Genomic DNA, 21,443 nt, shown 5'->3' with positions numbered 1-21,443 from the left:
GCGCCGCGAGGGCGCCACAGACCGAGAGGAAAGGAGCGAGGACCGCCGTGCGCGTCCTCTTCACATCGTTCGCCCTGGATGCCCACTTCCTGGGGCAGGTCCCGCTGGCATGGGCCCTGCGCTCGGCGGGGCACGAGGTGCGCGTGGCCAGCCAGCCCACGCTCACCGCGACCGTCACCTCAGCCGGGCTGACCGCAGTGCCGGTCGGCGACGACCACGCCTGGCTCGAATCCATCGCCGGCTCGGGCGACGGCGGCTCGGACGACGGCTGGAACATCGCGCTGGACCTGGACCCGGCACGGCCGGGAATCCACCACTGGCCGGTGCTCCAGGCCGTCAACGAGCAGATGACCAGCAAATTCTTCGCACCGGCAAACAACCGCTCGATGGTCGGCGAGCTGGTGGAATTCGCCCGCTCCTGGAGCCCGGACCTGGTGGTCTGGGAGCCCTTCACGCCAGCCGGTGCCATCGCCGCAGAAGTCGTGGGAGCCGCGCACGCCCGCCTGCTCTGGGGAGCCGACCTGGTTCTGGAGCAGCGCGACTGGTTCCTGAAGGAGCTCGCCGCCCGCCCGCGGGCCGAGCGGGCGGATCCGCTCGCGGATTGGCTCGGTGGCCTGCTGGAACCCTACGGGCTGGCCTTCGAGGAGCGGATGGTCCGAGGGCACTGGACCATCGACCAGATGCCTGCGGGCATCCGGCTGCCGCTCGGCGAGCGCACCGTACCGATGCGCTACATCCCCTACAACGGGCCCGCGACGATCCCGCCGTGGCTGAGGGAGCCACCGGAGCGTCCGCGGATCTGTCTGACCCTGGGCATCACTGGGCGCAACGGCGCCGGGTACCTCGGGGTACCCCTGGCCAAGCTGTTCGACGCTCTCGCGGACCTCGACGCCGAAATTGTCGCGACGCTCGACGCTGCCCAGCGCGAGGAGGTCCCGCACCTCCCCGACAACTTCCGGGCCGTCGATTTTGTCCCCCTGCACGCGTTGCTTCCGACCTGCTCCGCGATCGCGCACCACGGGGGGGCGGGGACCTGGTCGACGGCGGCTGCGGCGGGCGTCCCGCAGTTGCTCTTCCCCTCGGTGTTCGACAACTTCTACCGCGCCCGGCGGACTGCCGAGTTGGGCGCGGGCCTGGTCGTCCCGCCCGCGGAGCTCACCTCGGAGACCCTCCGGGCAGGACTGCAACGCCTGCTCCAGGAAAAGCAGTTCGACGACGGAGCAGAACGGCTGCGGCGCGAGATGCAGGCCGATCCCGCGCCCGGCGAGGTGGTTGCGCAACTGGTGAAACTCACCCGCGAACACCAGGGCGACCCCTGGTGACCGATCCCATCCCAACCCAACCCGTATCCGACCCTGGAGGTCGACTGTGGTATTCAGCCCTACCCGTGGTGACCTGCCGGCCCGCTTCGGACCCGGCATCCCCAACATCCCGCCGATCGGCCCTTCCACCCTGGACGCGGACGTCTACCGGGATCCCCAGCGGTACGAGCACGAGCGCATCCGTATCCTCAACCGGAGCTGGCAGATAATCTGCCGATCCGAGCAGGTGGCCGACCCGGGCGACTTCCATGTCTGGGAGGGCCACGGCGAGAGCATCGTCATCAGCCGGAAGCAGGACGGCAGCCTCTCCGGCTTCCACAACGTCTGCCAGCACCGCGGCGCTCGCATTGTCGCCGAGAGCGGAACCGACGCCCGCCGTTTCACCTGCAAGTGGCACAACTGGGCCTACAACCAGGACGGCAGGGTCACTGGTGTTCCGGACCGTCATGACTTCGACCAGAAGGTCCTGAAGGACCTCTGCTCGCCCGGCGTCGATGTCGACGAGTGGGGCGGCTGGGTCTGGGCGGTGCTCGCGGGGCCCGGAGTGGCCGGCCCGCTGAGCGATTGGATCGCACCCGAGGTCCGGGACGACATGGCAGCCTTCCGGATGGAGGACATGAAGCTCGTCGAGAAGGTCGAGTGGGAGGTGGATGTCAACTGGAAGGTGGTGATCGATGCCTTCAGCGAGTACTACCATGCCCAGGCCCTGCACGGCATGGGCGGCCAGGACGCCAAGGACGCCAGGTACTCCACCATGGACGTCTTCGGCCGGAACGGCATGTACGTCGTCCCGTTCCTCGGCGTGCTGGAGGAGCTCCAGCAGACGCTCGACCACACGGCTCTGGCCATCTGCAACTACCAGCTCTTCCCGACCGCGGTGGCCAACTGTCAGAAGCTGCACACCCAGATGTTCCGGGCAGTCCCGCTGAGCGTCGACCGGACCCGCTTCGAGGCGTGGGAGCTGCGTTACGAGTCGGACGAAAAGGAGTACCTGGAGCTCGTCGACTTCTTCTGGGAGATCTACAAGTCGGTGATCCAGCAGGATGTCGACGAGTGGAAGGATGTGGCGGCGGTCAAGCATTCGTCCGCTTACCGGCAGAACATCCACAACGACCGCGAGTGCGTCATCACGCACTTCCACCGCGTCTGCGACGACATGCTGGCCGGCGGCAGCGGCCTGGGCCTTGAACCCGCCTCAGTCTCCGCCGTGGCCGAAGGGGAGTAGCCCTTCGCCACCCATCCGCACGGGCCCCGCCATCGGGAGCCTGTGCGGATGGGTGGCGCCCCGGCATACCCCAGGATGCTCCGTATGACAGAGCTGACCGCGTTGTTGACAGCGAATCCGTACCCGGGCCGGGGCGTGCTGTGCGCCCGTACGCGTTCCGGGGCCGTGCTCGGCGGCTACTTCCTGACCGGCCGCAGTATCGCCTCCAAGAACCGTGCGCTGCGGGTGGAAGGCGACCGACTGCTCGTGGGCCCGCTCGCGCCGAGCGAGCACGATCCGCTTCGGCACTACGAGGCGGTCCTGGCCACCCGCGACTGGCTGGTCCTCGGCAACGGTGAACAGGTCTCGGAGGTGACCGAACGGCTGCGGAAAGGAGCCTCGCCCGCCGACCTCAACCCGAAGTTCCGCGTCGCCGCCGCCGTACTCGACCCGGTCCAGGGGCCCGCCTCGGCCCTCCGGGCCGGTTAGTCCACCTTCACCGCGAGACGTTCGAACAGCTGGGCCGTCCGGACGCCGTCGCTGTAGTCGCGCGACTCCGCGATCAGGCCGTCCACGACCCGGACGATGTTGACGAACCTGAGCGTGAACGGGGTCTCGGACGCGACGATCGTCCCGCTCACGCCGAACTCGACGATGACGGTCTCGGGGTCCCGGGTCTCATGGACCGTCACCTCGTCCACCGAGTCGTACCTGATCAGGCCGCCCATCGCCTTCATCCGGGTACGCAGCTGCTCGTTGCCGGAAACGGACGCCGGGACGCCGTCCGGGGCGAAGGGGTTGGTGATGACGGTGTCGGGTGCGTAGAGGTCGGCCAGCTCGTCGCGGGTGCCGTGGACGATCGTGTGGAGCATGAGGTCGACCGTCTCGCGGGCGGTGCGGGTGTTCCGGGACATGGCATGCCTCCTCAATAAGCGGGGCCTTCGCCCCGCTTCCCGCCGCCGACGATACGGGGCGATCGCCCCGGTTGTCCAGACGGATAAGCTGAACTCTGTGAACGAGGACCGACCCCTGCGTGCCGACGCCGCACGCAATCGCGCGAAAGTGCTGGAAGCCGCGCGGTCGGCGTTCACCGCAGAGGGTCCCTCGGTGCCGCTGGATGAGATCGCACGGCGCGCGGGCGTCGGCGCCGGGACGGTGCACCGCCACTTTCCGACCAAGGAGGCGCTGCTCGAAGCCGTCATCGTCGGGCGGCTGGAAGACCTCCTGGCGGACGCACGGGCCGCCCTCGCGACGGAGGACGCGGGTGAGTCGTTCTTCGCCTTCTTCACCTCGATGATCGCCGACGCGAGCACCAAGATGGACATGGCCGAAGCGCTCAGCCGCGTCGGCGTGGACCTCCACGAATCGACACGGGCTGTCGCGGGTGATCTTCAGACGGTTCTGGGGACCCTGATGAAGCGGGCCCAGGAAGCGGGAGCGCTGCGCGCCGATGCGGGCACCGAGGATCTGCACCTGCTGGTCGTCGGAGCCGTCGCGGCAGAGCAGTGGAGCGCACGGCCCGGTGCGGCGGCACGGATCGCGCAACTGATGTGCGACGCGCTACGGCCCTGACAGTCGACCGACGGCACCTCAGTGCCAGTACTCCTGAAGCGTCTTCACCCGGCTGAAGTCCTCCGCCTCCGGGTCCTGTCGGCGGATCACCAAGCGGTGACGGCGTGGAAATCGGGGTGCTCACCGGTGGGGAAGAACTCGGCCTGGGCGAGCAGAATCCACGGTTCGTCGCCGGTCTCGGGCCAGCGGTACGTGCAGGACCCAGGCCGACGCTCGACCCTGCCGGTTCAGGCGCAGCTACCCCCGTCTCCGTCCACCGGTGTGACCCGCGGGACGGGACACCGGTGGGAAGGCGGGGCCGGCCGCGGGTCCTGCTCGGACGAGCGGACGAACGACGGCACCGACCCGCCGCCAGTTCGCATGCTGTATCGGGCTGGCTTGGAGTGGTGACAGGACGGGGACAAAACGAGGACGCCGAGGTCGAGTCTGGTGTCCGGCCCCACCGACAGGGGCAGCCGTACTCGCGGCTGTTCGGTCTCGAACGGACTCATCGCGGTAGCCCCTTGGCGCGCGCATCGTACGGGTTGTCGTTGCCCGGAGGGCGGGTGCCGACCCCAACACCATGTGCCTGTGCGGAGGTCTGCGGCAGGCTCTTCCGATGGGAATGCCAGTCAAGGAAGGTCCACCCCGGGGTCCATCGGTGCATTGGGCCGTGGAGTGCCGTGCGCCGGGCACCCTGGGTGGGTGTCCGGCGCACGGGGTGTGGGTGGGTTAGCCGGTGATTTGGTCGGTGTCGGCGAGGTTGAGGATTTGGCGGGGGTTGAGGGCTTGGTTGAAGGTTTGGACGTCGGCGATGTCGCCGTTGAAGTATTCGTAGCCGGAGGTGGCTGCGCCGATGGAGAGGTTGCCGGTGGTGGGGTGTGCGCCGGTGTAGGGGGTGGTTGCGGCGAGGGTGCCGTTGACGTAGAGGGCGATGGTTTTGGCGGTGGCGTCGTAGACGCCGGTGAGCTGGGTCCAGGTTCCGGTGGTGGGGGTTTGGGTGCTGTTGACCCAGGTGAAGGTGGAGGTGGCGGTGTCGTCGTTGGTGGTCATGAACTGCCAGCCGCCGTTGCCGCGTCCGAGGTAGAAGGCCATTTTGTTGGTGCCGGCCTGGGTGAGGGCCCATTGCTGGCCGGTGAGGGTGTTGGGGTTGACCCAGGCGGAGACGGTGTAGCTGTGGTCGGTGGCCACGATGGTGCTGTCGGTGGTGATGATGCTGCTGGTGCCGTTGAAGGCGGCGGATTTGCCGGTGCCGCTGCCGGCGGGCAGGACGGGGCCGGCTTGTTGGTAGGTGACGTTGGTGCCGGTGGTGTGCTGGTTGGAGGCGCTGTTCCAGGCTCCGGGGCCGGTGTCGTTCAGGAGCCAGCGGGCGGTGGGGATGCTGGTGCTGGGTGTGTAGGACTGGGCGGTGCTGCCGTTGCAGTGCCAGGTCTGCAGTTGGGTGCCGGGGGTGGTGGAGGACTGAGGGTCGTCCAGGCAGGCGGTGGTGGCTGCGTTGACCAGGGCGTGGGTGCCGTCGCTGTTGGGGGTCCACTGCTGGGCGGCGCTGCCGTTGCAGGTCTGCAGGGTGAGCGCGGTGCCGGAGACGCCGCCGCTGACGCAGATCGCGGTGTTGCGCTGGGGGTGGATGGCTCGGTCGGGGGTGAGGGTCCACTGCTGGGCCGGGGAGCCGTTGCAGGTGTAGGTCTGGACGGGCTTGCCGGCGCTCTGGACCGCTTGGGGGTCGTCCAGGCACAGGCTGCCCAGGGCCATGGTGATCTGTCCTGAGGGCGGGTTGGGGACGGGGTTGGAGTCCAGGGCGGACTGGGCCAGGGCCCAGCCGCCGGGCTGGATCTGGGCGGGGCCGGGGTGGGTGGTGTCGGTGGTGCCGTCGAAGGCGGGGGTGGTGGCGGTGCCGGTGTTGGCTGCTTCGACCAGGGCGCCGGTGGCGGTGGTGGCGATCAGGTCGGGTTTGCCGTCGGTGCCCAGGTCGCCGACGCTGAGGATCTGGGGGTAGTCGGCGGCGTCGAAGTTGCTGCCGATGGTGGTCTGGGTTCCCAGGGCGGGGACGCCGTTGGTGACGGTGACGGCCCAGGTGTAGATGGCGCCGGTGGAGTTGTCGCGGCCCCAGATCGAGGCGATGCCCTGGTCTCCGGTGGTGTTGCCGGGGGCGATGAAGGTGCGGGCGTCGGCGCCCTTCCAGGTGGCGAGCAGCGTGGGTGCGCCGAGCTTGTGGGAGCCGTTGCTGGGGAAGTACCAGAGCTTGCCGCCGGCTTCCTCGGTGATCAGGTCGGGCAGGCCGTCGCCGTTCATGTCGCCGACGCTGAGGAGTTGGTTGACCTGGGACCAGTCGGTGGGGTGTCCGTTGCAGGCGGCGGTGCAGGGGTAGATGTCGATGCGGTCGGTGTTGCTGGTGGTGTAGTAGGGGCCGTTGGCCGCGGTGGTGCCCACGACGTTGAGCTGGTTGTGGTAGAGGTACATGGCGGTGCGGTCGCTGCCCAGGGCCCACAGGTCGTCGACCATGAAGCCGGAGCCGCCGATGACCGGGCCGCGGTGGGAGTACAGGGCGCCGGTCCAGGTGCCGTCGGGGTTGGGGCCGTTGGTGTTGGTGGAGGCGATCTTTGAAGCGCCGCCTGCCTGGTAGGTGGGCCAGACCAGGAGGTTGCCGCTGGCGTCGGTGCTCAGCACGTCGGGGTGCTGCGGGATCGGGCTGGTCGAGGTGCCGGTGTAGCCGTCGACGTCGCCGGGGGTGGAGGTGAGGGTGTCGTTGGCGTCGACGTTGAAGGTGTAGCAGCCGTAGGCGGCCTGGTTGCCCGCGTTGTCGGTGGCGTCGACCCACAGGGTGAACACGCCCCAGCTCATGGGAGTGAAGCTGAGGTTGCCGCTACTGGAGACGACGGCGCCGCCTCCGGCGGCCAGGGGGGAGCTGTCGCCCCAGGCGTAGGTGAAGTTTTTCAGGCCGGACTCGGCGTCGGTGGCGGTCAGGTGCAGGGTCTGTCCGGTGGCGCCCTGCAGCAGGTCGTCGCCCTGGACGCACTGGCCGGTGTTGAGGGAGTGACCATTGACGGCCAGGTTGACAGGGGGTGTGCTGTCGTACTTGAAGTAGCAGATGGGGCTGGCGGGTGAGGAGGTGAAGCCGTCGTAGGTCTCGGCCTGCCAGCCGTATATGTCACCGTCGGTCAGGCTGCTGGTGGAGATCCTGGCGGAGGCTGTGCTGCCGGAGGTCATCCAGGAGCCGGTAGTGCCGGTGTCCAACAGGGACGCGCCGGTGGAGCTGTTCCAGATCTGGAACTTGCCCATGACGTCCTGGCCCCACTGGCCGTCGTTGTCGGAGAAGACGGCGGAAACGTTCACGTAGCCACCGGCGCCGCCGACCGGGATCCAGCCGGAACCAGCCCGGTCCGTGTTGCAGGTTCCCGAAGGGGAGACGGTGGCGGGAGTGGTGGCGGTGCTGGTGGGGATGTTGGGGGTGGAGTTGTAGTTGAAGGCCAGGGTGGCGTGGGTGGCGAACCGCTTGAACTGGTACTCGTCGCTCTCGTTGCCGCGCAGTTCCAGGGTCACGATGCCGTCAGGGGTATCGGTGATGGCCCGGGAGACCTTGAAGGAGGTGGCGGTGTTGCCGGCGCAGCCGGTGCGGTTGGCGCCGCCGATGGACTCGGTGTCCAGCCACGTGGCCCCGAGCCCGTTGTAGTTGCTCCAGTCGGTGCTGCTGTCGATGTGCGGCACGGCCCAGGCGGTGACGTTGGACTGGGCGTAGTTGTTGCTGGAATCGCAGGCGTTCCAGGCGATGTAGGTCTCGTCGACGTTCAAGGTGGCGTCGCCGGCGATGGTCTTGTTCTCGATCCAGGAGCCGATGTTGAACTGGTACTCGCTGCGCTCGGCGCCGTTGCAGGTGGCGAAGCCCTGGTAGCCGACGCCGATTCCGTTGGTGTCGTAGGAGTTGCTGGCGTCGAAGTTCTTGGCGCTGGGGCAGCCGGCCTGGATGTAGTCGTAGTCGCCCGAGGAGGTGGTGTGTCCGATCCAGATCGGGGTGTAACTGGGGTCGATGACCAGGGGGAAAGTGGCGCTGGTGCTGTGCAGCAGTTGCTGATTGGGCGTCAGAGTGAGCTGGCCGGCGCTGACGGCGACCGCCACCGGCGCCGACTGCACCGCGCCGGTCGGGTTCGAGGCGCTGGGGCTGGTGCTCGGCGTCGCCTGGGGCGTGCTGCTGGGCGACGCGCCCGTGGTGGCGGCGCTCTGCGAGGCCAGGGCCAGGCGCTGCGCGGTCTTGGCCTGCGCGCCCTGGGCTGTGGGGGAGGCGACGCTTGCGGTGGAGGAAGGTGATGCGCTGGCCGAACTGGCAGCGGTCGCAGTGCCGCTGGCGTCAGCACTGGCACCGGGACTGCTGCTGGGCGAACTGCTGCTGGTAGAGGTAGCGCTGTCGTACATCCGCGGTGCGGGCGCGGTGAAAACCAGGGTGCCGTCGGCGGCGGTGGCGGTGATGTTGCCGGTCGTGTCGGTGTGCAGGGTCACGCCGCTGGTGGAGCTGGTTCCCATGGTTAGGGTGGCCAGGGCCGGGTTCTGGGCGGCAGTGGGGGTGCTGACGATGACCAGGTCGGTGAAGCCGCCCTGATCGTTGGCGATCAGTTCGAGGTCGACGCCGGGCAGGATCGCGGGGTACAGGACCTGGTCGCCAGTGACGGTGGGTGTGGGCAGGGCGGTGGGCCAGGTGAAGGTGAGGGTTTGGCCGTTGTCGTCCATGGAGGCCAGGGTGGATCCGGCCGGTCCGCCGCCGGAAAGGGTCAGGGCGGCGTTGGTGGCTGCAGGCGACCAGGTGCCGTCGCTATTGCGGTGCAGGGTGGCATTGACCGGGACCCAGGCGCCGTTCTGCTGCACCCGCACCGGGCTGGCGCTGGTGGTCTGGCTGAAGGTGCCGTCCGGGTTGGCGGTCAGGGTGTTCTCGGCATCGGTTGCGGCGTCGACCGGAACGCTGGTGCCGGTGGCCTTGGCCTTGGCGCTGGCGTCGATGGCGGCCTGCTGTACGGCGGGCGGTTGGCTCGTGCCTGGGGCCGCGGTGGTATCGGCGTGCGCTGTGAAGGTTGTGGTGGAACCGAGAAGAGTTGTCATGAGCAGTGTGGCGGTTGTGAGACCACCTATCGAGCGTCGGCGGCCCGACGGTCGGTGGGGCTTTCGGTGCACGGAGTCCTCGATGCGTCAGCGGTTAGGCATAGAGCCCCGAACGCTAGCTGCCAGTGGTACCTGAGAACAACAGAAATCCTTGCAGGTGGGAGCCATAACTGGGTGATAGCAGTCCGTTTGCTGTGTAAACGCTCTCAAGTGACTTCGTCGATGAAGTCGTGACATTGCACCTGTAATCGACTGTGCACGCTCAACTCTTTACTATTTCTTGGTACTTATGGTTGATCTACCGCCGCTAGCGTCAGGCAGATCGGTCTGATCAAGATCGATTTCATGCTCGGCTGCGGGGGTTGTGTTGATGCGTCGTCACCTGTCGGTTGCCCGGGGCAGGCGTTTGCTGTCCGCGGTGACGGTGCTGTCGGCCGCCGCGATGCTGCTGGGTGCGCCCAGCGCGAGTGCGGTGAGCGCGCACAAGCCCAAGCAGGTGTGGCTGCCGCACGCGGACCAGGCCCAGACCTCGGTGCCGATACACAACGTCGCCACCACCGCCCAGCCCAAACCGGTTGCGGCCAAGTCAGCTGCTGTGGCGCCGGTTGCCTGGCCCGCGGCAGCGGCAGCGGACGTCTCCCTGGTCCCGGCGGCCACGTCGTCCACACCTTCGGACCTGGTGGCCAGCTCCACAGCGCGATTGGTCACCGATGGACCGTTGCCGGTAGTCCAGAAGCCCGCGTCCCCGCACGCCGCGCCCGGTGTTCCGGTCGTCGTGGGTGCGGCGGGTGCGTTGGACGGCAAGCTGCTGCCGCCGACAAAGGCGACGCGCGACGCCGCTGCGGCCGACAAGACGGCGGCCACCCCGGCCGCGGTGCATGTGGCGGTGGCCTCCCAGGCCGCAGCCCAGCGCGCCGGAGTGTCCGGGCTGATGATCTCGCTGTCGCGCACCGACACCAGTAGCACCAGCGAGCGGGTTTCGGTGGGGCTGGACTACTCCAGCATCCGTGACGCCTTCGGCGGCGGATACAGCGACCGCCTGCGCCTGGTGTCCTATCCCGCCTGTGTACTGACGACCCCACAGGCGAAGGGGTGCTCGGTGGGGACGCCGGTCGCGGCGTCGGCCAACGACACCGCCCACCATCGGCTGGTGACCGATGTGACGCTGCCCGCCACCGCCCCGGCCGCGCGAAGCCTGGACGCCGCTGCCGCGACCGGCGCTGGGCCGCTGGCCTCGAAGCCAGTGGTGGAGCAGTCCGGGGTAGTGGTGCTGACCGGGCAGCCGGACGCCTCTGGGACCTCGGGCTCGTACGCGGCATCGCCGGTCAACGACTCGGCGAAGTGGGGCACGTCTGGCAATACCGGTGCGTTCACCTACTCCTACCCGATCGCGACACCGCCGTCGGTGGGCGGGGCGGCGCCGAAGCTGTCGCTGTCCTACAGTTCCCAGGACGCGGACGGGCGCACCTCCTACACCAACGGGCAGGGCTCGTGGGTGGGGGACGGGTGGACGATGTGGCCCGGGTCGATCAGCCGCTCGTACCGCTCGTGCTCCGATGACGGTGAGGCGTCCACGGAGAGCGACGAGTGCTGGGCCGGCGACAACGCCACCCTCACCTTGAACGGGGCCAGCCACACCCTGGTGCACGATGACAGCACTGGCGTGTGGAAGCTGGCGGACGACGACGGCTCGCAGGTCTTCGAACTGTCCGGCAGCGACTTCGGGATCAGCAACGGGCTGTACAACAACACCTTCTGGGCGCTGCGGGACCGCTCGGGGACGGTGTACGTGTTCGGCGCCGACCACCTTCCCGGCGCTGACCCCCTGGCCAAGCGGCTGGGGCGGCTGGGCGCCGGAAGCGGGACGATCGGAAGCGATGCCTCGACGAACTCGGCCTGGGGCGTGCCGGTCTACGGCAACAACAGCGGCGAGCCCTGCTACACCTCCGGGAGCTTTGACTCCAGATCCTGTATGCAGGGCTGGCAGTGGAACCTGGACTTCGTGATCACCCCGCGCTCGGACGTGACGGTGTACAGCTACACCGCGGAGCACAACTACTACGCCGCAGGCACCCAGCACACCCTCCTGAGCACCCCGGGGTACGTGCGTGGCGGAACGTTGGACCAGGTGGCCTACGGCTTCAAGACCACCGACTACCTGGCCGGACACAACCCCGCCGCCCGGGTCGAGTTCAAGGGCGACCCGTCCGGACGCTGCTGGACCAACACGCAGACCTACGACTGCGCCCACAACACGCTGAACTCGACCGATGCCGCGAACTGGCCTGACGTACCGTTCGACCAGAACTGCCCCTCGTCGGGGACCTGTACCCATTACGCGCCCACGTTCTGGACCAACGACCGCCTCAAGCAGATCTACACCCAGGTGTGGGACACCACTCCCGGGCAGACCGCCGCGTGGCGCACCGTGGACACCTACGACCTGGCCAGTGACAACTTCCCTGACCCCGCCGACGGGGATGTGAACACGGCCAACTCCACCTCGCCGCGGGCGATGTGGCTGGACTCCATCACCCACACCGGCAACGACACCGGCGGTGGCGGCAGCGCGGTCCCCGAGAATTCGGTCACCTTCAAGGGAAGCCCGTACCGCAACCGGGTCGCCGGCCTGATCCAGCCTGCCGTCACGCCCCTGACTCGCGACCGGATGACCACTGTCACGACCGAGACAGGTGAGCAGATCACCGTCTCCTACGCCAGTGACACCTGCTCGCGCACCAGCCCCCCGGCCGAGGACCACGACACCCTGTCCTGCTACCCGGTGCGCTGGACCCCGCCCGGCTACACCGCGCCGATCCTGGACTGGTTCAACAAGTACCTGGTCAACACCGTCGACGTGATGGACCTGGCCGGCCTGCAGGCCAGCGCGCCCACCCAGCACACCTCCTACCAGTACCTGCAGAACGGTGCGGCCTGGCACCACGCGGATGACAACATCACCGCCCCCAAGTACCGCGCCTGGGGCGAGTTCCGCGGCTACAGCCAGGTCATCACCCGCACCGGGGTGACACCGGACCCGATCACCGAGTCGGTATCGAAGTACCTGCAGGGCATGGACGGCGACAGCACCCTGTCCGGTACGCCGAAGAGCGCCAGTGTGACCAACGACGCCGGCGACACCATCACCGACGCCGATCCGCTGTCCGGCACCGCCTACGAGACGCTGACCTACGACCAGGACGGCGGCACCCCGCAGAGCCGCACGATGACCGTGCCCTGGCTCTCGGCGGCCACCGCCACCCACAGCCGCAGCACCAGCGGCGACACCCTGCCCGACCTGAACGCCCACTACACCGGCACTACCTCTGCCTACAACGACACCCTGATCAGCGGCTCGACCTGGCGTCTGACCGACACCGTCACCAGCTACGACAAGACCACCGGCCTCGTCGCTACGGTCGATGACCGAGGCGAGGTGGCCCGGGACACCCACCTGCCGGTCAACGGCGCCAGCACCCCGGAGAAGTGCACCAGCACGACCTACGCGTCCAACGCCGACGGGACGATCACCGGCCTGCCCGACGAGACCCTCGCGGTCACCGGAGGCTGCAGCAGCCCGCTGCCCAACGACGCCGCACACACACTGTCGGACAGCAAGACCTTCTACGACGGCTCCAGCATCCTTGGCACAATCCCCGGCTCCCTGGACGCCGCCAGCCCAGGCAGCGGTGAATCTACGGCCACCACCTCCCTCAAGGACTGGAACGGCACCGGCGGCACCGCCCGGTGGACCGCGAACACCAGCGTGGCCTACGACGCCTACGGCCGGGTCACCAGCTCCACCGACGCCCTGGGCCGCCATGCCGGCACCAGTTACACCTCTGGGGGCGGTACCTTCCTGCCCACCTCGATCACCACGACCAACCCCAAGGGCTGGACCTCCACCGCCACCCTGGACGTGGCCCGGGGCCTGCCCACCTCGACCTCGGATGTCAACGGCAAGGTCACCACCGAGACCTACGACGGCCTGGGCCGGCTGACCGCAGTCTGGTTGCCCTCCCACCCGCACAGCGTCGCGGCCAACACCTCCACCCCGAGCCTGCGCTACACCTATACGGTCTCCAACTCCGGCCCCAGCTGGGTGGACACCGAACAGCTGCGGCAGAACCTGACCTACCACCAGGACTACAAGGTCTACAGCGCTCAGCAGGACCTGATTGAGGAGCAGACCACCGTCCCGGACGGCACCACCAACGCCCGCCTGGTGGCCAACACCGTCTACGACTCGCACGGCAAGCCGGTCACGGTCGACACCCCCTACCTCAACACCGCCTCCAACCCAGCTGGCACCTTCACCCAGCCCGACACCGCGGGCATCCCGCAGGAGACGCACACCGTCTACGACGGCATGGGCCGCACCACCTCGGTCATCGACTGGTACAACGGCCACCCGCAGTGGACCACCAGCACCAGCTACCCGGCCGGCAACCAGGTCGACACCGTCCCGCCCAGCGGCGGCACCCCCACCGCCGTGCTGACCGACGGGCGCGGGCAGAAGACCGAACTGCGCCAGTTCCACGGCACCAGCGACAGTGGTGCCTACGACTCCACCACCTACAGCTATGACGCGCTGGGCCGCCAGGTCCAGCAGAAGGACTCCACCGGACACACCTGGACCACCGGCTACGACAACCTGGGCGACACCGTCAAGTCCACTGACCCGGACACCGGCACCATGACCGCGGTCTTCGACGACGACAAGGAACAGACCCAGACCATCAGCCCACGCCCGGGCCACGCCGGTGACCTCACCACGGTCTACGACAACCTGGGCCGGGCCACCGACACCTACGGCGGCCCCGCCACCGCCCAGGTCCACCTGGCCCACACCGACTTCGACCCCACCGGCGACCTGGGCCAGGTCAAGGCCAGCACCAGCTACGACACCGCCGGCAACGCCTACACCAGCACCGTGACCGGCTACACCGACAGCTACCAGGCCACCGGCAGCACCACCACCGTGCCCGGCGCCGCCCTGGGCGGCGGCACCGGCCTGACCTACACCAACAGCAGCACTTACTACCCCATCTCCGGCACCGTCAACACCACCACCCTGCCCGCGGTCGGCACCGGCACCGGCGCCATGCCCACCGAGAACGTCGGTATCTCCTACGGCGACAACGACATCCCCGTGGCCATGGGCAATGACAGCACCACCTACGTCAACTGGATGAACTACACCGCCCTCGGTCAGCCCATGAACGCCGCCATGGGCACCTACGGCACCCAGGTCGTCCAGCAGTACGAGTACATCCCTGGCACCAGCCGCCTGATGGACTACTCGGTGGCTGCCCAAGCCGCTGACGGCACCACTGGCCACACCCTGGACAAGGTCACCTACAGCTACAACGACGCCGGCCAGAAGACCTCGGCCACCGACATCCAGAACCAGGCCACCACCAGCTCGGGCATCGATGCCCAGTGCTACCAGTACGACTACCTCGGCCGCCTTGCCCAGGCCTGGACCGACACCCAGGGCATCACCACCAAGCCCACCGGTGACCCGACCGCCCCCACCCAGGTCATGGACGACGGCGCCTGCGCCACCACCACCCCCAGCAGCGCCACCCTCGGTGGCCCAGCCCCGTACTGGCAGACCTACAGCTACGACGCCACCGGCAACCGCACCAGCGAAACCGACCACGCCGTCCCCGGCCTCAGCTCGGTCGGCGACACCACCACCAACTCCACCTACAACGCCACCACAGCCGCCGCAGCCGACAGCACCACCCACGCCATGCCCCACGGCCTGGCCACGACCCACGTCACCACCGGCAACGGATCCAGCGACCAGACCCTGACCTACGACGCCGCCGGCAACACCACCGAGATCAAGCAAGGCATCGGCGACAAGAAACTCGCCTCCGGCGCCACCCTGGCCTCGGGCAGTGAACTGCGCTCCAGCAACGTCCGTCTGGCCATGCAGACCGACGGCAACCTGGTCATCTACTCCCTGCACACCAACCGCGCCCTGTGGTCCACCCACACCTACAACCACCCCGGCGCCACCGCCACCATGGGCACCGACGGCAACCTCACCGTCAAATCCGGCACCACCACCCTGTGGGCCAGCGGCACTGCTAGCGCCGGCGCTCTCCTCCAGCTCCAGGACGACAACAACCTGGTCATCTACAGCACCACCGGCACCGCCGTCTGGAGCACCGGCACCTACAGCGCACCCCAAGGCGCCCGCGACATCCAACTCACCTACGACTACAACGGCCGCCTGGCCACCACCACCCAGGGCTCCGTCAAGTCCAGCTACGCCTACGACGCCACCGGCAACCTCATCGCCCGCACCGACAACGGCACCACCACCGTCTTCGTGGGCGACGACCAGATCACCTACAACAGCACCGGCACCTACACCGGCGACACCCGCAGCTACGCCTTCCCCGGCGCACCCACCACCATTCGCACTGCCGTCGCCGGCACCGCCGGAACCGTCCTCCACTTCCAGGCAGCCGACCCCATCGGCTCCGCCACCATCGACGTCCGCTCCGACAACAAAGCCATCCTGCGCCGCACCTACACCCCCTTCGGCACCGACCGCACCCCCAACGGCAACCCCGCCACCTGGCCCGGCACCAAGGGCTACATCGGCGGCACCCAAGACCAACAGACCAACCTCACCAACGAAGGCGCCCGCGAATACGCCCCCGCCCTCGGCCGCTTCCTCAGCCACGACGCCGTCCTTGACACCACTACCCCGCAGCAATGGAACGGCTACGCCTACAGCGACAACGACCCCGTCAACGGAAGTGATCCCACCGGGCAATACTGCGACGGCTGCCAACAAGACGGGGGCGCCATGGCGGCTGCAACCGACGACGTAGGGTGCTCCGCGGACGCCAGTGGCAAATGTCGCAGTCAGGCTCAAGTAGACGATGCGTGGAGGAAGCAGCAGCACGAGAGTCTCGCCAAGCACGGATTGCTCTTGCCGATTCACGTGGCTCCCTATATTCCAACTTACGGCCAAATGGTCCAGGGGATGACGTGGGATAGAAGGCTTTCATATTCTCAGAATGTAGAGAAATTCTGGGCAATTTCCTGCTCGGCCGGATTTGTCTCAGCATCCTGCTCGGCCCTGGATAAGTTCTATGGGTTCGAAAATTATCACGGGTCGTGGGTTGACGGTGCACTGAGTGCCATGGCTGTCTTTGCTGGGGGTGATTTTGGCGAAGAAGATGATGCGTTCTTTGCGGAAATGTATTCCGGTGAAACGGATAATGGTATTGCGCTTGGCAAGCAGAAGACGCCGGGGAATCCCGATGCTCTTGATGAGTTCGGCCTGGCGGTGGGGGCAAAAACGTATAAGCAATTTGACGGGAAGGGGTCTTGGCATAGTCAAGTTATCGGATTCCTTAATGATGACGTCACCCTCATACACGTAAACCTTGACGGAATTGACCATCCGATTGCCTATGCTGCCTCTGGCGCCAAGGTTAACCCGGCTGTGGATGACCAAGGGTTCACGCGATGGGAGATGTACCAGTTGAGCAAGACGCCAGGGGCGTGGGATAGAGTGACTTGGTACAGGGATGGAGAACCGGTACCGAACCCCTATGGAGGCAAGGGTGAGTAGCGATTATCTTCGATGGCAAAGCGCGAGAGATTTCAGCATCTGGGCCTATGGCGTAGGGCACTCCCGCCTTACCTTGCACAGTCGTGGCGCTGGTGACGAAGATGCGATATCTATCATCTGCGAAGGAGTGCAGTATGTCAGGTTGAAGATGTTCTATAGGGGTCTGGCTATCGATTTTGTTGATAGTTCGGAATTTGGCGAGTCGGAGTTTGCGCGATTGAACTTGCCTTCAATCCCTTTGTTGAATATTTATATCTCGAGCGAGTCTGGGGGCGGGGCAATTTCATGCTCTCGCCTTACAGTGTCCAGAGTTCCCTATTCGGATGAGGGGTCGGCGCTCCAAGAGGCTGTGGAGATTGTCTCCTACGTCGCCCGGTAACTGGGGTCTATAGCTGCGCGCGCCGGGACCAGACTCGCGCAATCTTGTACTACAGGGGCGTTTCGAGAGCTCGTTGTCGTCATTGCCGGTAGTGGATGCGTTTTGCGACGGTTTGGTGGATTCTGCGCCATAGGGATTGTGCGGCGACCATGGCGGGGACGGGCTGGACGTGCCAGTACTAGTACTACGGCCGGTGGTTCACGTGACGTGACGACGGTCGGCTCGTTGGGCTGTTCGTGGGACTGACGCTGCCGCCGGGGACGGTTGGAACGAGCGAGCTGGGCGAGGGCGGGATCCGGGCGCTGGAGGGGGAGTTGGAGGCGCTATGCGTCTCGGTCGATGACGTCTTCCCACGCCCGGCGTCGCGGGAGAACCTGCGGGCGATGGTGCGCGGGCTGCTGAGCGAGGTACCGCGCAAGAACATGTGGCAGCTCGCGGAGTTCGCCGGTCACCCCAGCCCCGACCGGCTGCAGGGCTTCCTGGCCAAGGCCGCGTGGGACGCTGACGAGCTGCGCGACCGGGTCCGCACCTTCGCCGTGGCCGCACTGGCCGACCAGGACGCGGTACTGATCGCGGACGAGACCGGCGACCTGAAGAAGGGCACCTAATGCCGATGTCGGCATTAGGTGCCTTATGACGTCTGGTCAGTAATGCTGCGGCGAGGCCAGCGTGCTGGCGTTTCTTTCGAGTGGTCTCGTCATAATTTCGGCCTGTCTCGGTCCGGTCCCGGGCATCTCGTTGTCGGGGAGCGATCGAGGGAGGGCTGGCGATGACCAGGATTTTCGTGGTGGGGCCGTTGGCGGGTCACGAGGCTGGGCTGCGGCTCAGGTTGACCGAGGCTGGCTATGCGCTGGATACCGTGCGTGGGCATGTGCGCCTGCTGTCGGAGCTGAGTGGGTGGCTGGACGGGCACGGGCTGGGCACGGCCGATCTGTCCGACGTCACGGTCAGGCAGTTCGTTGCGGATCGTCGTGGGGCGGGACTTCGGACCGGGCGATCAGTCAGGGCGTTGGCGCCGATCCTGAGCCATCTGGTGGCGCAACAGGTGCTTTCTCCGTCGGCGGCAACGGATCCCTCGACGTGGCAGGAGGTGTTGCTCGCGCAGTACAGCTCGTTCTTGGAAGGCGAGCGGGCTGTGTCTGCGGGGACGTTGAAGCACTACCGTCGCTGCGCTCGAGTGTTCCTGGACTGGGCGAGTGATTCCGAAGACTGCGTAAGTCGGCTGGAGGCCGGCCAGGTCACGGCCTATGTGATGGACTGGGCCCGGCGGCGTGAGGGTGGCCGTCCGGACATGGTGACGTTGCCGGCGCTGCGTTCGTTCCTGCGGTTCCTGCACGTCGCTGGACATGTTCGGGATCTGCTGGTCGGCGCGGTTCCGGTCGGCCGCGGCCATCCGGGTCGGCACGCAGTTCCGCGGGCCGCGGCGGCCCACGACATCCAAGCCGTGCTGGACTCCTGCGATCGCCAGACTGCGATCGGGTGCCGGGACTACGCGATCGTGCTGTCGCTGACCCGACTGGCGCTGCGGGGCGGGGAAGTCGCGAAGATGCGGCTGGAGGACATCGACTGGCACGCCGGCCAGGTCGCCATCCACGGCAAGGGCAACCGCCGCGACATGCTGCCGCTGCCGGCCGACGTCGGCCAGGCCTGGGCCGAATACCTGCTGACCGCCCGACCGAGAACCGCCGCGGCGACGCTGTTCGTCACGGCAAAGGCCCCGTTCACCGCTCTGGCGGTGTCCTCGGTCACGTTGGTGCTGGCCCGGGCCTGCACCCGCGCGGGCGTCGCCCGGTTCGGCCCGCACCGCGTCCGCCACGCCGCAGCCTGCGGGCTACTACAGGCCGGCGCCTCGATGGAGGAGATCGGACAACTGCTGCGACATGCCCAGCAGCGCACCACCGCGATCTACGCGAAAGTCGACCAGCAACGACTGTCGCCACTGGCCAGGCCCTGCCCGCAGGCGGTGGCGCGATGACCGGGACCACGATCCGCCAGCGCGTCGAGGACTACCTGGCGATGCGCCGCACCCTGGGATTCACCCTGGTCACCGACGGGCGGCTGCTGCTGGACTTCGCCGACCGGCTCGACCAGGACGGCCAGGACACGGTCACGGTCACAGCGGCACTGGCCTGGGCGGCGGCATCGCAGGCCTCGGCGAACCAGCAGGCACGCCGGCTCGGCATCGTCCGCGTCTTCGCCCGGCATCTGCACGCCCTGGACCCGGCCTGCCAGATCCCGGCCCCCGGCCTGCTGCCGGCCCGCGCGCACCGGCCGACGCCGTTCATCTACTCCCAGGCCGACATCGCCGCCCTGGTCCACGCCGCCGGCACCATCACCGCGCCGTTGCCGTCTGCGACGGTGAAGGCATTGATCAGCCTGATCGCCTCAACGGGGCTGCGGATCGGCGAGGCGCTGGGGCTGGACCGCACCGATGTCGAGACCGACGCCGCGATGCTGACGGTGACCGGCAAAGGCGGCAAGACCCGGCTGGTGCCGATCCACCCGACGACCGCGGCGATGCTCGCCCAGTACGCCCGGCACCGTGACCGGCTGTGCCGGCAGGTCCGTGCCGACAGCTTCTTCCTCACCACCGGCGGCCGACGCCCACTGCAACGCGGAGTTCAGGACACCTTCGCCCGGCTGGTCACCCACGCCGGGATCGCCTCCCCTGCAAGCCGTCGCCGACCACGGATCCACGACCTCCGCCACTCGTTCGCCGTCAGAACCCTGACCGACTGGCAGCGCGAAGGCGTCGACATCGCCGCGCATCTGCCGGTGCTCTCGACCTATCTCGGACACTGCGGCCCGGAGGCCACCTACTGGTATCTGCAGGCCACCGGGGAAGTACTCGCCCTGGCCGCCGACCGCCTCGAACCCGCGCAGCAGGAGCGGTCATGACGGCCCTGGCCCCGATCATGGAAGGGTTCTTCACCGACCGGCTGATGAACCAGCAGGACGCCAGCCCGCACACGATCGCCTCCTACCGCGACACGTTCAAACTCCTGCTGGCCTACCTGCACCGGCGCACCGGCAAGCTGCCGAACCGGCTGGATCTCACCGATCTGGACGCAACCGCGATCGGTGAGTTCCTCCAGCACCTGGAGAACGTCCGCGGCAACAGCGCGGCCAGCCGCAATACCCGCCTGGCCGCCATCCACTCCCTGTTCGGCTACGCCAGCCTGCAAGCCCCCGAGCACGCGCAACTGATCAGCAGAGTCCTGGCGATCCAGACCAAGCGCACCGCCAAGACCGCCGTCGACTTCCTGTCCCGCGCCGAACTCGACGCGCTCCTGGCGGCTCCGGACCGCACCACCTGGCACGGGCGGCGCGACCACGCCCTGCTCGTGCTCGCCGCCCAGACCGGGCTGCGGGTCTCCGAACTGACCGCCCTGACCGTCGGCGATCTGCGCCTGGGCACTGGCTCGCACGTCAGCTGCCACGGCAAAGGACGCAAAGACCGCTGCACGCCGCTGACGGCCCACACCCAGCAGACCATGGCCGTCTGGCTCGCCGAACGCCGCGCCGCCACCGACACCGCGCCGCTGTTCTGCACCCGAGTCGGCACCCCGCTCTCCCGCGACGCCGTCGGACGGCTGGTCAGCAAGCACGCCACCCGCGCCGCACAGGGCCATCCCGCCCTGCACGGCAAGACGATCACGCCGCACACGCTCCGCCACAGCGCCGCCATGACTCTCCTGCACGCCGGTGTCGACATCACCGTCATCGCACTCTGGCTCGGTCACGAGAGCCCGACCACCACCCGGATCTACCTCCACGCGGACATGGCGCTGAAGGAGCAGGCGATCGCGAGAACTACACCGCCGGACACGACCGCCAGCCGCTACCAGCCCACCGACGCTCTACTAGCCTTCCTCGAACAGCTCTGACAATCCCGACGCCGCAACGGCATCACCACAGCTCAGCCCGGATCCACCGGTTGATATCTGCTGGGCGTGAGGCCCGGAAGCAAAGAGATGCCTTGTGACCTGCGAGGATGGGACTTCTCTAGGGTTCCATCCGGCAAGTACAGCAAGGCATCTCCTACGTGCAATCTTCCCATGCCCCCGCAGCAGTCCTGTCCGCGTTCGATGACCCGACTCTGGTGGCCTACGGCGGCCTGGAGCCGCTGGTACGCCTGGCCGAGCGGTGCGGACTGCCGAGTCTGATCGCTGAGCGGGTGCGTCTGCCCGTCACGGTCAACGGTGTGGGCGCGCACCCCGCCGCGAAGGTCATGGCGCTGGTCGCGGGAATGGCGGCGGGCGCGGACAGCATCGCGGACATGGACCGGTTGCGTCA

The 21,443-nt window shown here is 67.7% G+C and carries 11 protein-coding genes and 1 pseudogene; 10 read left to right on the top strand and 2 right to left on the bottom strand.

Annotated features, from left to right (window positions below):
• Positions 1–47 precede the first annotated feature (47 nt).
• The 3 genes from ABH941_RS27800 to ABH941_RS27790 all read left to right on the top strand — a co-directional run bounded on the left by ABH941_RS27800 (position 48) and on the right by ABH941_RS27790 (position 3,015).
• Positions 48–1,322 carry an activator-dependent family glycosyltransferase gene (locus tag ABH941_RS27800; protein WP_370132277.1) on the top strand — a complete coding sequence of 425 codons (1,275 nt, stop codon included), beginning with the start codon at positions 48–50 and terminating at the stop codon, positions 1,320–1,322.
• A gap of 46 nt (positions 1,323–1,368) precedes the next feature.
• Complete coding sequence (locus ABH941_RS27795; RefSeq protein ID WP_370132276.1) at positions 1,369–2,547, top strand: aromatic ring-hydroxylating dioxygenase subunit alpha; 1,179 nt, start codon at positions 1,369–1,371, stop codon at positions 2,545–2,547.
• A gap of 84 nt (positions 2,548–2,631) precedes the next feature.
• Positions 2,632–3,015, top strand: a complete 384-nt coding sequence (locus ABH941_RS27790) for an IMP cyclohydrolase (RefSeq protein ID WP_370132275.1) — start codon at positions 2,632–2,634, stop codon at positions 3,013–3,015.
• On the opposite strand, the gene ABH941_RS27785 is transcribed toward ABH941_RS27790, so the two are convergent.
• Positions 3,012–3,440 carry a nuclear transport factor 2 family protein gene (locus tag ABH941_RS27785; RefSeq protein WP_370132274.1) on the bottom strand — a complete coding sequence of 143 codons (429 nt, stop codon included), beginning with the start codon at positions 3,438–3,440 and terminating at the stop codon, positions 3,012–3,014. The genes ABH941_RS27790 and ABH941_RS27785 overlap by 4 nt on opposite strands.
• Before the next feature lie 97 nt (positions 3,441–3,537).
• On the opposite strand from ABH941_RS27785, the gene ABH941_RS27780 reads away from it, so the two are divergent.
• The gene (locus tag ABH941_RS27780; RefSeq protein WP_370132273.1) at positions 3,538–4,098 is read left to right on the top strand and encodes a TetR/AcrR family transcriptional regulator; all 561 of its coding nucleotides are present in this window, start codon (positions 3,538–3,540) and stop codon (positions 4,096–4,098) included.
• Between the two features lie 711 nt (positions 4,099–4,809).
• On the opposite strand, the gene ABH941_RS27775 is transcribed toward ABH941_RS27780, so the two are convergent.
• Complete coding sequence (locus ABH941_RS27775) at positions 4,810–9,162, bottom strand: LamG-like jellyroll fold domain-containing protein (protein ID WP_370132272.1); 4,353 nt, start codon at positions 9,160–9,162, stop codon at positions 4,810–4,812.
• Positions 9,163–9,580: 418 nt separating this feature from the next.
• Here ABH941_RS27775 and ABH941_RS27770 point away from each other — a divergent pair, with 418 nt between their 5' ends.
• From ABH941_RS27770 to ABH941_RS27745, 6 genes and pseudogenes are all read left to right on the top strand, one after another.
• Positions 9,581–16,768, top strand: coding sequence for an RHS repeat-associated core domain-containing protein (locus ABH941_RS27770; protein WP_370132271.1), 7,188 nt, complete (start codon positions 9,581–9,583; stop codon positions 16,766–16,768).
• Between the two features lie 615 nt (positions 16,769–17,383).
• A complete protein-coding gene (locus tag ABH941_RS27765; protein WP_370132270.1) occupies positions 17,384–17,755 on the top strand; it encodes a transposase in 372 nt (123 codons plus the stop codon).
• Between the two features lie 161 nt (positions 17,756–17,916).
• A complete protein-coding gene (locus ABH941_RS27760) occupies positions 17,917–19,122 on the top strand; it encodes a tyrosine-type recombinase/integrase (protein WP_370132269.1) in 1,206 nt (401 codons plus the stop codon).
• Positions 19,119–20,045 (top strand): tyrosine-type recombinase/integrase, encoded by a 927-nt coding sequence (locus ABH941_RS27755; RefSeq protein ID WP_370132268.1) that lies wholly within the window; start codon positions 19,119–19,121, stop codon positions 20,043–20,045. Before ABH941_RS27760 ends, ABH941_RS27755 begins: the two co-directional genes overlap by 4 nt.
• Positions 20,042–21,034, top strand: a complete 993-nt coding sequence (locus tag ABH941_RS27750) for a tyrosine-type recombinase/integrase (protein WP_370132267.1) — start codon at positions 20,042–20,044, stop codon at positions 21,032–21,034. The genes ABH941_RS27755 and ABH941_RS27750 overlap by 4 nt, the downstream gene beginning before the upstream one ends.
• A 158-nt stretch (positions 21,035–21,192) precedes the next feature.
• A pseudogene (locus ABH941_RS27745) lies at positions 21,193–21,443 on the top strand (IS1380 family transposase); the annotation flags it as partial.

It is taken from the genome of Streptacidiphilus sp. EB103A (assembly GCF_041261405.1).
Classification (GTDB): Bacteria; Actinomycetota; Actinomycetes; order Streptomycetales; family Streptomycetaceae; genus Streptacidiphilus.
Note: the sequence above shows the minus strand (reverse complement) of the source record. Positions and strands in the feature narration are given on the sequence as shown.